This is a genomic window from Paenarthrobacter sp. NPDC018779, from assembly GCF_044391085.1.
In the GTDB taxonomy this organism is placed as follows: Bacteria; Actinomycetota; Actinomycetes; order Actinomycetales; family Micrococcaceae; genus Arthrobacter.
In genome coordinates this window covers 202601-216095 of the sequence record NZ_JBIRZS010000002.1, presented here as the reverse complement: position 1 = coordinate 216095, position 13495 = coordinate 202601, and the positions used below count along the sequence as shown (strand labels likewise).

Sequence of the window (13495 nt, the reverse complement as noted above, 5' to 3'; positions counted from 1 at the left end):
CTTTAGAGCAGCTTCTGTGCGGCCAGGAAGTCGACCAGCTTGATGCCGGCGTCGCCTTCGTCGGTGATGATGGTGCCGGCGGTCCGCGGCGGACGGGCCTCAGCCGATTCCACCACGGTCCAGGAACCCGCGGCGCCCACCTGGGAGGCATCGACGCCAATGTCCGCGAGGGACAGGGAAGCGATCTTCTTCTTCTTGGCGGCCAGGATGCCCTTGAAGTTCGGGTACCGCGGCTCGTTGATCTGGTCCGTCACGGACACTACCGCGGGCAGCTGCGCCTCGATGGTCTCCGAGTGGAGCCCGGTATCGCGACGGGCCACCACGGTGCGGCCGTTCACCTCCAGGCTGGAGGCGAACGTTACCTGGGGCAGGGACAAGCGCTCAGCGAGCTGCGCCGGAACCAGCGACGTCTCGCCGTCCGTGGAAGCCATGCCGGTGAGAACCAGGTCAACGGGCCGGCCATCCGCGGAAAGATGGCGGATGGCGGCGGCAAGTGCCAGCGAAGTGGCGGCCGCGTCGGAGCCCGCCAAGGCCTCGTCGCTCAGGTGGACGCCGGAGAAGGCACCGATTTGAAGCGACTTCTTCACGGCATTCACTGCTCCGGACGGGCCCATGCTCAGGGCAATGACCTCGTTGCCCGCCTTCACGCCGCCGCGCTCTTCGGCCAGCTGCAGCGCTGCCTCAAGGGCGTACTCGTCAAGTTCGGACAAGATGCTCTCGTCACGATCGGTGGTGTTGCCTGGTCCGGTGATGTGCCGGTCGAACTGCGCGTCCGGGACGTGCTTGACCAGGACCACAATCTTCAATGTGTCTTCCACTGTCTTCGAAGCAGCCTTCCATGCTTGTGGACGGCCAACCTTCAAAGCGTGGCCGTGAAATTGCCCAACACGTGGGCTTCCCCTAGCTAAGCATATTGCCCGCAAAATTCCATGGCGGCGTTAACGCCTGTTTCGTCGCCTTGGTGAAGCGAACTTGCCGGTAAAGCACGACGGCGGGCCGCCTCCCAGGTGCGGCCCGCCGTCGATGGTTCTTTCTTCAGGTGCGGCTGATTCCGCAGATGCCCGTTACTGCTGTGCCGCATCCAGGGTGACGTCGACATCCTGCGACTGTCCGTTCCGGACGATGGTGACCTTCACCTTTGCCCCCGCCGACTGCTCACGCACTGCAGCGGTCAGCTGGTTGGGATCGCTGATGGAGTAATCGCCGAACTTCGTGATCACATCGCCAACCTTGATGCCTGCCTTGGCGGCCGCGGAACCGCTGGTCACGGAAGCAACTTCGGCGCCAACCGAGAAGCCCGAGTCGCTGCCCGTCGAGGACTTGGCCCGGACAGAGACGCCGAACTGGCCGTGGCTGGCCTTGCCCGTATCGATGATTTCCTGGGCCACCCTCTTGGCGTGGTTGATCGGGATGCTGAAGCCAACACCGATGTTGCCGCTGGACGAAGTGGCGGAGCTGCTGCCTGCCGAAGCAATGGCCACGTTGACGCCGATGATTTCACCCTTGCTGTTCACCAAGGCACCACCGGAGTTGCCAGGGTTGATGGCGGCATCAGTCTGGATGACGTTGATGGAAATCGAACCCTCGTTGCTGGTGCTCTGGCTCTGTCCACCCCCCGGAGGGGCGAACTGGAAGCCCTGGTCACCGCCCTGGGAGTTGTCCGAACCGTCCTTGGGCGCCGCGGAAGACGCCACGCTGATGGTCCGGTTCAGGGTTGAAACGATTCCGTCCGTCACCGTTCCCGTCAGGCCGAGCGGCGCGCCGATGGCCACTGCGGTGTCCCCCACGTTGACTTTGGAAGAGTCACCCAGGGTGGCAGGTACCAGTCCCGACGCATCCGAAACCTTGATGACAGCGAGGTCGGACAGGGGGTCCGTGCCCACGACTGTAGCTTTAAGGACCTTGCCATCGCTGGTACGGACCTCGATGGCTGCATTGGACGTGGCACCGTCCAGCGTGACTACGTGGGTGTTGGTCAGGATGTGGCCTTGGTCGTCAATGATGATGCCGGAGCCGGTGCCACCCTCGTTGCCGCTGGTGGCCTTGATGGTCACCACGCTGGGCGACGCTTTCGCGGCGGCCGCCGTAATGGCGTTGACGTCGTCCTTGTTATTGACGATGACCGTGCTGGACTGTCCGCTGCTCGAAGACGTGGTTGCGGGTTGATCCCACAGCATGTTGCTGCCGGCCACGACGCCGCCGCCCACCAGGCCTGCCGCAAGGATGCTGGCAACCAGGGTGCCTACGCCGAAGACGGGCTTGCGCTTGGTGGCAACCGCTGTGTGCTGGGGTCCTTGGTGCATGCCTTGTCCCTGCTGGGCTCCGTATGGCCCACCGGGGAGGCTGCTGAACTGCGCCTGACCCTGGGCGCCCGGGGCCTGGCCGCCTTGGGACTGCCCGGGCGTTCCTGGGTTTTGACCGGAACCGTAGAACGGATGGCGCTGTGGATAGTCCGGGCGTTGACTGCCCCCTTGGTACATGTGGCCTGCATAGGGCGGCTGCTGCTGACCCTGGTGCGCGCTCGAGTGGGGGTGGGACGCAGTTGGCTCCCCGGACGCCGCATTGTTGTTGCGGTTGGTATCCTGGCCGCCGTTGGGGTTCTGTTCCGGAGCCCCTGCCCTCGCGGCGGTCGGCGGCTGGAATGCCGGCATCGGCGTGGTGGGCTGGGACCCCGTTCGCTGATCGGAGTTCCAGGCGGGCTGCTGCTGTGTGGGAGTTGCATCCGAAGTGCTGGCGGCAGGATCGCGCGGCTCGTTCGGCTCGCGGTTTTCCGAAGCGGCGCCCTGTGCTGGGTTCTCCGTCATGGGACTTCCTTTCGTTCTCGTCTCCCCTAACTATGGCCCTATTTACTGGAACAATTTCGGACGTTCGCTGGGAGCTTCCTGAAAGCCTGGATGGGTTCGGTGACGAGAGTCGCCGGAACCTCGATTCATGCTTCAACGCGCGACCCTTCGGGCTTTCTCCTTCATTTCGCTGGTGGCATATTCACCCCGGTGGACGGGGTATCAGGTGCACCATAGAATCAAGAGGAATTGCCACAGCGACCTGCGGCTTTACACACCATGCGTGGGGGCGCTGAGCATTCTGTGACGATTGGTTCGCCTTGTTCCAGTCGCAGACGTGCTGAAGGGTTGCACATGCGGTCAATAGTGAAACGTGTACTCGCCGTGATTGGCGTGGCTGGAGTGCTGGCCCTGCCGGCGGGTGCGGCGTGGGCCGCTGATCCAGTCACCATTCCATCCGGCACAAACATCGTCGATGATGCCAACGTCCTTGGAAGCCGGAAGGGCGAAGTCCAGGACGCCATCCAGAAGACGTTGAAGGACCACAAGTACAACCTCTATGTGGTGACGGTGAACTCCTTCGAGAACCCGTCGGATCCTGCACAGTGGGGTCAAGCTGTCGCAACGAACAAGAAGATGGGCAAGGCTGACGTTCTTTTGGCTATCTCCACAGCCGGTCAGTACTACTTCGCCCCGAACTCCGCGAGTTCCATCTACTCCAAGCGGACGAACATTACCCAGAACGCCATCGCTGCGAACCTTGGCGCGGGCAAAAAGGACTATGCACAGGCTGCGATCGACACCGCGGCTGCCATTGGTGACGCGGCCGGCGGTGGCAGCGGAACCGTGCCGAGCGGCAACGCAGGCGTAGGCGTCCTGGTGGGTGTCGGCGTCGTTGCTGCCGGTGGCGTGGGCACCTACCTGTACCTGCGCAACCGGCGGAAGAAGTCCGGACAGGCCTCCAGCGCCAGTTACGGACCGCAGGGCGAACAGCTCGATCCCCTCGCCGGCCTCAGCATCCCCGAACTCCGGCAGAGGAGCGGCTCGCTGCTCATCGAAGCGGACGACGCCATCAAGTCCAGCGAACAGGAACTCGGCTTCGCGCAGGCGCAGTACGGCGACGCCGCGATCGGCAACTTCACCAAGGCCCTGCAGGAAGCCAAGGGCCACATGACTGAGTCCTTCAAACTGCAGCAGCAACTCGATGACCACATTCCGGACACCGAAGACCAACAGCGCAGCTGGCTCGGTGAAATCATCCGCCGCTCCGAAGCCGCCTTGGCGTCGCTGCGGGACCAGAAGTCCGATTTCGATTCGCTGCGCGAACTGGAAAAGAATGCGCCGCAGGCCCTGGCCGCTGTTACCGACGGCGCTCGTGAGGCAGACGCGAAAATCGCGACTGCGGAACAGTCGCTGGAGACGCTCCGCGCCAAGTACGCCGACTCGGCCGTCGCACAGGTCTCGGACAACATCATGCAGGCCAAGGAACGCCTGGCCTTCGTGAACAACGCAGCCGCAACAGCACAGGAGAAGCTTGGCTCGGGGGAGAACAGCCTGGCCGCCGTTGCGGTTCGCGCCGCAGAAGAAAGCCTGCACCAGACCAACGTGCTGATCGACGCCATTTCCAAGACCGCGGGAAGCCTTGACGAGGCCCGCACGTCCTTGGAGAGCGCCGTTGCCGAAACAAGCCAGGACCTGGCACAGGCGCGGGCCATGATCCAGTCCGGCCAGCACCCGGAACTTGCCGGACCGGTTGCCGGCGTCGAAGCTGCCCTGGCGCAGGTCAAGACGGAAATCCAAGGCGGCAGGATCGATCCCCTGGCGACGCTGAACCGCGTGGAGACAGCACACCAGGCCTTGGACCAGTCGCTCTCCGGCATTCGGGACCAGGAAGAGCAGGCACGTCGTGCCCAGGCCTCCCTGCAGCAGACCATCATGGCGGCACAAGCACAGATCAGTGCCACCTCGGACTACATCACTGCACGCCGCGGCGGCGTGGGGACCGAAGCCAGGACCCGTCTGGCAGAAGCCCAACGGAACCTCGATTACGCTTTGTCCATCTCACGCAACGATCCTGTGACTGCCCTGACCTACGCCCAGCAGGCACACTCGCTCGCGGCGCAGGCGGCCCAACTGGCACAGGCTGACGTTGACCACTTTGGCTACGCCGACCAAGGCTACGGCCGGGGCGGCATGTTCGGTGGAGGCGGCGGAGGCGGAGGCCTCGGGGGCGCCATCCTTGGCGGCATCCTCATCAACTCCATCCTCAACGGCGGCCACGGCGGCTGGGGCGGAGGCCACAGCGACGGCGGTGGAGGCGGCGGCTTCTTCGGCGGCGACTCAGGCGGCGGAGGCGACTGGGGCGGTGGCGGAGGAGACTTCGGCGGCGGCGACTCCGGCAGCTTCTAGGCACCACACTGGTTCCGGCCAGCACAAACTAGGTGGGGTTCCCACCCCATGTAGAAGCGGTACAACAACTGATCACTGATTTCAGTGGGCTCCACTGAGCAGGACGAAAGGCAACACCATGGTTAAGCAGTCCATTTTCGGTCGGATCGCACAACTGGCCAAGGCAAACATCAACTCTTTGCTTGACCAGGCCGAGGACCCGCAGAAGATGCTGGACCAGATGGTCCGCGACTACACGAACAACATTGCCGAGGCCGAGTCAGCCGTTGCCCAGACCATCGGCAACCTGCGCATGCTGCAGGCCGATTACAACGAGGACGTCAAGAACGCCCAGGACTGGGGCAACAAGGCCCTGGCAGCATCCCGGAAAGCCGATGAGTACCGTGCGGCCGGCGACGCGGCGGATGCACAGAAGTTCGACAACCTGGCGAAGGTTGCCATCCAGCGCCAGATGACGGCCGAATCCGAAGCCAAGGCGGCCGAACCGAGCATCGCTTCCCAGACCGAGGTTGTGGACAAGCTCAAGAGCGGCCTCGACCAAATGAAGAACAAGCTCAACCAACTCACCGCCAAGCGCAACGAGCTGGTGGCCCGTTCCAAGACCGCTGCTGCGCAGTCCCAGGTGCACGATGCCCTCAAGAGCATCGACATCATGGACCCCACCAGCGAGGTTGGCCGTTTCGAAGAGAAGATCCGCCGGGAAGAAGCCAAGGTCCTTGGGCAGCAGGAACTGGCGGCTTCAAGCCTCGACGCCCAGTTCAACCAGCTTGAGGACCTGGGTGAGCAGACGGAAATCGAAGCCCGCCTGGCAGCACTCAAGTCCGGTGGCAGCAAGCCTGCCCTCGGTGCAGGTGCCCCGGCGGCCTCCGGTGCCACCATCAACGAGGCGGACTTCGACAAGCTCTAAGTCCCGCAAGTCCCATGCGAATGGCCGGGTTCAGTTGGACCCGGCCATTCGCCGTCCAATGGCTTGGTTCTCCAGGACCGGGCCATTCGCCGTTTAATAACCTGGGATGTCATCCGAGCGCTGGGCTCAGCTCGCGGGCACTCCTGCGCTGTCCGCACCGGGGCTTGCTTCCGTGGCAACTTCAGCCCTGATCTCAAACCCCTTGGGATGGAAGTACGTCACGGTACATTCCAGGACTTCGCCATCCGGCCCCAACGTGGTCCGCTCCAGGCGTGGCACCATGGGGAAGCCCCGCACGTTGAGGGCATCAGCCAGGTGCTCGGGAGGTGCATGCATGGTCACGGTAATTTCGGCCCGCTGGAGCGGCTTCAGGGTCCTGTCCTGGATCACCTGGTAGATGGAGTTCTTCTCCGCATCGGCGAGGCTGATGTGTCGGCCAATGTGGGAAGGAATGAAGATCTCCGCAATCGCATAGGGCCATCCGGCGCTGGAGTACGACCGGCGGATAACCAGTACCAGGTTGTCCTCGGATACGAGCTTGGCTGGAACTGTCCGGTCCTTTTCCATCCACTTGTATTCGATCAAGCCCTTGACCGTCTTCATTCCCGCAGCAGTGAACGTCTCCATGAAGGGTGCCAGGCGGTTCAGCAGGCGCACGGGCCGCTGGGCCATGACGAAGGTTCCCTTACCCTGGCGGCGGACCAACAGGCCCTTTGCCACCAAGGTTTCGATGGCCTTCCGCACCGTAGTCCGGCTGATCCCGTACCGGTCCATCAACGATTCTTCGGTGGGGATGCGCGAACCGGGTTCCAGCCGGCTCACCTGATCTGTCAAAACGTCCGCTACCTGCTGGTATACGGCCACGGGGCTGTCCCTCTGCAGAACCTGGGGTTTGGGTGCGTCGTCGTAGTCTTCTTTGACCATGCGGGCCTTCCTGGCGTGACATGCACCGTGGCCGGAGGGAACATGATGCCGGCACCACGGCTGCGCGGATAAAACAAAGGCCCGGACCAGTACATACTGATCCGGGCCTTTCCCAGTTGCGGGGACAGGATTTGAACCTGTGACCTCTGGGTTATGAGCCCAGCGAGCTACCGAACTGCTCCACCCCGCGTCGCTCCATCAACTTTACCCTATGGCGACTGCGGTTTTGACCACTTCGGCACCATCGTGCCGCAGATCACTTTTACCGCCGTTCAGCCCGTCGATGATCGAGGAGGATTTTCCAGGCAAGCAAAAAGTCCGGATCAGCTTGTGCTGATCCGGACTTTTTCTCCAGTTGCGGGGACAGGATTTGAACCTGTGACCTCTGGGTTATGAGCCCAGCGAGCTACCGAACTGCTCCACCCCGCGTCGCAAGAACAACATTACCGTCCGGTGAATGGGAGACCAAATCCTGGTGGCGTGATGTGCGTCTCCCCCCACATGCAGCAGGTGCCCGCTCCTGGAAGGAACGGGCACCTGCTTCAGGGAATCGCTGCCGGGCTAGTTGCTCGGCGAGGGAGACGGCGTCGCGCTTGGAGTGGCGCTGGGGGTAGCCGTCGGCGCAGGTGTCACACCGAGCCGGGTTTCAGCGTCGAGGGCCTTCTTGAGGGCTGCGGACAGCTTGTTCTGCTGATCTCCGTAGCCCGCGAAGTCGCCCTTTGCGAGGGCGGCCTGGCCATCAACGATTGCCTTGTTGGCTTCATCAAGAGCTGCCTTGAGGTCTGCCTTGGCGTCCATGCTGCCCTCCGGCGGAGTGGTTGTCCCGGGCGGAGTGGCCGGGGTCTGGCCGTTGTTGTCCGAGTCGCCGGCTGTGGCACCGGAATTACCTCCAAACAACTGGTCCAGGGCTTCGTCCAACGTCGGCGCAAAGCCGATCTTGTCGCCGAAAGCCACCAGGACGCGCTGCAGTGTTGGGTAGGAGGTCTCACCGGTCGACTTCAGGTAGACCGGCTGTACGTAGAGCAAGCCGCCGCCAACCGGCAGGGTCAGCAGGTTGCCGTTCAAGACATCCGAGGCACCTTGCCGCAGCAGGTTCAGGGCCTGCGACACTGTGGGATCGGAGTTGAACTTGTTTTGCGCCTGGCCTGGACCCGGTACCTGCGTGTCAGTTGGCAACTGGAGCAGCCGCAGCTTGCCATAACTGTCAGCTTTGACCCCCTTGACGTTGCCGGCGTCGGAATCAGCGGCGAGGAATCCGTACAGGATGTTCCTTGCACTGCCATTCACGGTCTGCGGAATGAACGAGGACGTGAGCTGGAAAGCTGGCTTGTCCTGGTCCGGCATCTGCAGGGACATGTAGAACGGCGGCTGCTTCACTGCTTCGGACACCGTGGGATCGTTCGGAACGCTCCAAGCGTCGTTGTTCTGGTAGAAGCTGTCAGCATCCGTGACGTGGTAGCGTCCCAGCAGTTCGCGCTGGACCTTGAAGAGGTCTTCCGGGTAACGGACGTGGCTCATGAGGTCACCGGACATCTCGGTGAACGGCTTCAACGTCGTGGGGAAGACTTTCTGCCAGGCCTTGAGGATGGGGTCCTGGTCGTCCCACGCGTAGAGCGTCACCGAGCCGTCATAGGCATCCACCGTGGCCTTGACCGAGTTTCGGATGTAGTTGACCGAGCTGTTGGGCAGGGCAACAGTGCGTCCGGCACTCGTCTGTGAGTCTGCAGTAGCGTTCTGCAGCTGCTGTGGCTGGGAGTACGGGAAGTACTGGCTGGTGGTGTAGCCGTCAACGATCCACTTGACGCGTCCGTCAACGACGGCAGGATAAGCATTTCCATCCACGGTGAGGTACGGCGCCAGCTTCTCGACGCGGTCGCGGGGGTTGCGGTCGTACAGGATCTGCGACTTCTCATTGACACCGTCGGACAGCAGCAGGTCCGAAGACTGGAACTTGATGGAGTACAGGATCCTGTTCAGCCAGTTTCCGACGTTCGGCCCGCCGTTGCCGGTGAAGGTGTACTGGGTTTCACCGCTGCCTTCCCTGCCGGCCGGACGGTCCTGCTCACGGTGCGGGGCACCTTCCGGAGCACCCACGATTGAGTATTCCGGCGAGTTTTCGCCGAAGTAGATCCGCGGCTGGTAGCTGGAGTCGTTACCCAGGACACCGCTGGAAGGAATTCCCGATTGAAGGAAATCCGGCTTGCCGTCAGCGGTGAACTTGTTGCCCTTTGCGGCCACCACGCCGTAACCGTGCGTGTAGACAATGTGCCGGTTGACCCAGGTTTGCTGGTTGGCGCTGAGGCCATCCGGGTTCAGTTCGCGAACAGCGATGACAGTGTCCTGCACCTTCCCGTCGATCGTGTAGCGGTCCACGTTGAGCGTCTGCGGGAACTGGTAGTAAGGGCGGTACTGCTCAAGCTGGGAGAACGCCGACGAGATCAGGTTCGGGTCCAGGAGACGGATGTTGGCGGCCGTCTGCGCATCCTTGGCCAAGGCACCGCTCGTTGCAGTGGTGGTGGCGTTGTAGGCGGACACATCGATCTTGTCCAAGCCATAGGCAGCCCGGGTCATGTTGATGTTGCGGCCGATGAATTCCCGCTCCAGCGTGTTTTCGGACGGGCGCACCTGGAACTGCTGGATGACCCAGGGGTAGACGCCGCCGGCGAGGATGGCCGTGATGATCAGCATGGCCGTTCCGATGACCGGAAGGCGCCAGCGGCCGATCACCGCTGCCACGATGAACAGGATGGCTACCAGGCCGGCGGCCACTGCGAGAATCGCCTTGGTGGGAACCACGGCGTTGACATCGGTGTAGAGCGCTCCGGCCCAACGTCCCGAAGCACTCTGGACCGTCGTGTAGCGATCCAGCCAGAAGTTGACGCCGAGCAGCAACAGGAAGAAGGCGCCCGTTACGGCTATGTGGATCTGCGCAGCGCGGCTGGTGAAGATACCCCGCTCCATGAGGCGGATGCTGCCGTAGAGGTAGTGCGTCAGGATGCCCGCGATCCCGGCAACCACCGCGATGCTGATGAGGAATCCGGTGATGAAGCCCAGGAAGGGCAGGGACATGAGGTAGAAACTGATGTCCATGTTGAACAGCGGGTCAGTTTGGCCAAACGGTTCCTGGTTGAAGAACAGGAGGACCTTCTGCCACTGGCTCGCTGCCGCACTTCCGGCAAAAAGGCCGAAAAGGATGGGCAGGCCGATCATGACCACGCGGCGTACCGGTTCGAGCTGAGCTTGGTAACGGTTGAGGTTGTCGCGCGACTCCGCGTCCGGAGCATAGACCGGGCGTGAGCGGTACGCGATCCGGATGGCGAAGAAGACGGCCGCGAACATCATGGCGAAGCCAACCAGGAACGTCAGGATCCGGGCAAGGTTCTCGCGGATATAAACCTCGAAGAACCCCAACTGCTGGTACCACAGGACATCTGTCCACACGTTGGCGAAGAATATGAAACCGACGACCGCCACGGCTACGACGATCAGCGTCGGAGTCAGGGCACCTCGTCTCAGCGGCGATCTTCCGGGCGGGCTGGAGCTGGCGGGACGGGACAAACTCTGTACCTCATTGGTGGTCGTCAGTTAACAGTCGGTGTGCGTGTGTTCAACAGCTTCCGCCGCTGGGTGCAGGCAGAGCCGTCATATATGCCACGAGTGGCGGTGGAGCTAAGTTCCACCGCCAGTCTAGTTGTTTGTGCAGGTGGGAAGGCTTGACGTGTCCTGGCCCGCGCCGAGCCGTTCCACGGCTGTGGTGGCATCAGCCAGCGTCTCCACCTTGACCACTTGGAGACCATCAGGCACGTGCCCAACCACGTCTGCGCAATTCGCTGCAGGGGCAAGGAACATGGTGGCCCCGTGGTCCCTGGCACCGATCATTTTCTGCGCGATCCCGCCGATGGCTCCCACGGCACCGTCCGCAGTGATGGTTCCCGTTCCGGCCACGTGCTTGCCTCCGGTCATGTCCCCCGGCGTCAGGCTGTCCACAATCCCGAGGGCAAACATCATCCCGGCACTCGGTCCACCAACGTTGTCCAGCGAAATCTTCACATCGAACGGGAAGGTGAAATCACTGGAAAGAAGGACCCCAAGCACGTACCGGTCGTTGGAGTTCTTGGTTGGCGTCACGGTTTCCGTGACAGCGGAACCGTTGCGTTCAACCACGACCGTTGCCGGAGCACCGGCTCCCGCTGACAACTCCGCCTGGATGACGCTCATGGAGGTGATCGGCTTGCCGTTGATGGAGACCAACCGGTCCCCGTCCTGGATTTTGCCGTCAGATGGTGAAGCATCGGAAAGACCCGCGACGGTAAGGCGCTGCTCGAACGGAATGTCCAGTTCGCGCAGGGCTGCAGCAACGGCGTTTTCCTGGGACGTCTCCATGGCGATCTCGCCTTGTTGGACGGTCTGTTCCGCAGTTGTCCCCTTGGGATAGATCAGTTCCTCCGGGTAGATGGCCTTGGATTTGTCCAGCCAGGCGCGGAAGACGTCAAAGATGGTGGCCGGGCTCTTCGGGCCTCCCGTCATCACCACGGTGGTGAGGTCAAGATTGCCCTTCGCCGGGAAGGACTCGCGACCCGAGATGGTGATGACCTGTTTGTCGCCGTCCTGGCCCAGGGTATTGAAGGTGGGGCCGGCAGATTCCACCACATAGGGAACAGGCAACGCAGCGGCGCCTAAACCGAGTCCCAAGGCAAGGAGGCCGGAGACGATCATGATCATGTACCGGCTGCTGCCCGGCGGTGACGCGGGCACGGAGGAGGGATCGGCGTCGGGCGTTTGACGCGGGTCAACCGAGCCCTCGGGACTGGGCGAAGTAAGCATTGAGGCCTCTCTCAGCCGGCACTGCGTGACGGCAGTTTCGCTCCTGCCGCCGGCAGCGGCACAGGGAACATACCAAGCATCCACACTACGCGGTCCGGACCTTGCAGGGCTGCTTTGCCTACAGCGAACTACGCCGCCCGCAGGCAGACAGCCCCTCCCCTGCGCGGTACGGTGAAGGGGATCACCAGCCAGTTCGACGATCGGCGGCACCATGTCTACCAACCCCAACAACCCGTCAAACGACGATGACAACCCCAAGGACCCTCTGGCAGAAATGCTGCAGAACCTGATGGGCGGCCAGGGAATGGGCAACATCGATCCCGCCGAACTTGCCAAAGCGGCCGGACTGCCCAACGATCCGCAACTGTTGCAGCAGATGTTCGCCCAGGTGCAGGCCATGATGAGTTCCACCTCCGAGGGACCCGTCAACTGGCAACTGGCCCACGAGAACGCCCGGCGCGTCGCAGCCGCGGGCAGCGACCCTTCCGTGAACTCCACGCAAAAGCGCGAGATCGACGAGGCCCTCCGACTGGCGGAACTCTGGCTCGACCCCGTGACGGACCTTCCCTCAACGGGCCTGATCGGCCGGGCCTGGTCCCGTGCGGAATGGGTCGAAGCAACGTTGGGCACCTGGAAGCGGCTGACCGAACCCGTGGCCAACAGCATTGCCAACGCCCTCTCCGGTGCCCTCAGCCAGCAACTGCCCGAGGAAATGAAGTCCATGATGGGCGGCGCGTCGTCCATGCTGCAAAACATGGGCGGGGCCATCTTCGGCATGCAACTGGGCCAGGCGATCGGAGCCCTGTCTGCCGAAGTGGTCAGCTCAACGGACATCGGAGTCCCACTCGCCGACCTGGAAATGGCCTTGCTGCCTGCCAACGTTGCCAAGTTCGGCGAAGGACTCAGCCTGCCCGAGAACGACGTCCGGCTGTTCCTGGCCGTCCGCGAAGCCGCCCACGCCCGGCTGTTCGTCCAGGTTCCCTGGCTCCGCGGACATTTGCTGGGGGCCATCGAAGCCTACGCCCGCGGCATCCACATCGATATGTCCCGGATCGAGGACCTGGCCCGGGACCTGGACCCCAGCAACCCCGAGGGTATCCAGGAAGCCCTGTCCCAAGGTGTCTTCACGCCCGAACGCACCCCGGTCCAGACGGCCGCCCTCGAAAAGCTCGAAACGGCGCTGGCCCTGGTGGAAGGCTGGGTTGACGAGCTCACCGCGGAAGCCACCGAAAAGTTGTTGCCGTCTGCCACTGCCCTGCGCGAGATGGTGCGGCGCCGGCGCGCCACCGGCGGACCTGCGGAACACGCGTTCTCTTCCCTGGTAGGCCTGGAACTGAGGCCCCGCCGCCTCCGTGACGCTGCAACGCTGTGGGCCACGCTCAAGGAAGAACGCGGGGTTGCCGGACGCGACGCCATTTGGCACCACCCGGACCTCCTGCCAACGGGCGAGGACCTGGACGACCCCAAGGGCTTCTCGGAACGCCGCCGCCTGGCGGAAGCGAGCGACAGCGAAGTGGACGATGCCCTGCAGAAGCTCCTGAGCGGTGGATACGACTCCGCGGAAGAAGCGGGCAGTGACTCACCGTCCGACGAAGCTTCCGATGACTCCGGCCCTGATGAGGGAGAACCTGAAGCGCCCTCCAAGTAG

At 63.0% G+C, this 13495-nt stretch carries 8 protein-coding genes and 2 tRNA genes; 3 read left to right on the top strand and 7 right to left on the bottom strand.

Going from position 1 to position 13495, the window contains the following annotated elements; all coding sequences use genetic code 11:
* Window positions 1-2: 2 nt before the first annotated feature.
* The gene (locus tag ACH488_RS03340; protein ID WP_397322258.1) at window positions 3-818 is read right to left on the bottom strand and encodes an electron transfer flavoprotein subunit beta/FixA family protein; all 816 of its coding nucleotides are present in this window, start codon (window positions 816-818) and stop codon (window positions 3-5) included.
* Between the two features lie 246 nt (window positions 819-1064).
* Window positions 1065-2804 carry a trypsin-like peptidase domain-containing protein gene (locus ACH488_RS03335; RefSeq protein ID WP_397322256.1) on the bottom strand — a complete coding sequence of 580 codons (1740 nt, stop codon included), beginning with the start codon at window positions 2802-2804 and terminating at the stop codon, window positions 1065-1067.
* Window positions 2805-3137: 333 nt separating this feature from the next.
* Between ACH488_RS03335 and ACH488_RS03330 the strand changes: the two genes are divergently transcribed.
* Window positions 3138-5192 carry a TPM domain-containing protein gene (locus tag ACH488_RS03330; RefSeq protein WP_397322254.1) on the top strand — a complete coding sequence of 685 codons (2055 nt, stop codon included), beginning with the start codon at window positions 3138-3140 and terminating at the stop codon, window positions 5190-5192.
* 118 nt (window positions 5193-5310) lie between these two features.
* Complete coding sequence (locus ACH488_RS03325; RefSeq protein ID WP_397322252.1) at window positions 5311-6099, top strand: PspA/IM30 family protein; 789 nt, start codon at window positions 5311-5313, stop codon at window positions 6097-6099.
* A 126-nt stretch (window positions 6100-6225) separates the two neighbouring features.
* Here ACH488_RS03325 and ACH488_RS03320 read toward each other — a convergent pair whose 3' ends face one another.
* The 5 genes from ACH488_RS03320 to ACH488_RS03300 form a co-directional block, all read right to left on the bottom strand.
* Window positions 6226-7023, bottom strand: coding sequence for a GntR family transcriptional regulator (locus ACH488_RS03320; RefSeq protein WP_397322250.1), 798 nt, complete (start codon window positions 7021-7023; stop codon window positions 6226-6228).
* A 116-nt stretch (window positions 7024-7139) separates the two neighbouring features.
* Window positions 7140-7213: transfer RNA gene (locus ACH488_RS03315), tRNA-Met, on the bottom strand.
* A gap of 165 nt (window positions 7214-7378) precedes the next feature.
* Window positions 7379-7452 (bottom strand) — tRNA-Met (locus tag ACH488_RS03310).
* Between the two features lie 132 nt (window positions 7453-7584).
* Window positions 7585-10581 carry a UPF0182 family protein gene (locus ACH488_RS03305; protein ID WP_397322248.1) on the bottom strand — a complete coding sequence of 999 codons (2997 nt, stop codon included), beginning with the start codon at window positions 10579-10581 and terminating at the stop codon, window positions 7585-7587.
* A 129-nt stretch (window positions 10582-10710) separates the two neighbouring features.
* The gene (locus tag ACH488_RS03300) at window positions 10711-11847 is read right to left on the bottom strand and encodes a PDZ domain-containing protein (RefSeq protein ID WP_397322246.1); all 1137 of its coding nucleotides are present in this window, start codon (window positions 11845-11847) and stop codon (window positions 10711-10713) included.
* Window positions 11848-12058: 211 nt separating this feature from the next.
* Between ACH488_RS03300 and ACH488_RS03295 the strand changes: the two genes are divergently transcribed.
* The gene (locus ACH488_RS03295; RefSeq protein ID WP_397322245.1) at window positions 12059-13495 is read left to right on the top strand and encodes a zinc-dependent metalloprotease; all 1437 of its coding nucleotides are present in this window, start codon (window positions 12059-12061) and stop codon (window positions 13493-13495) included.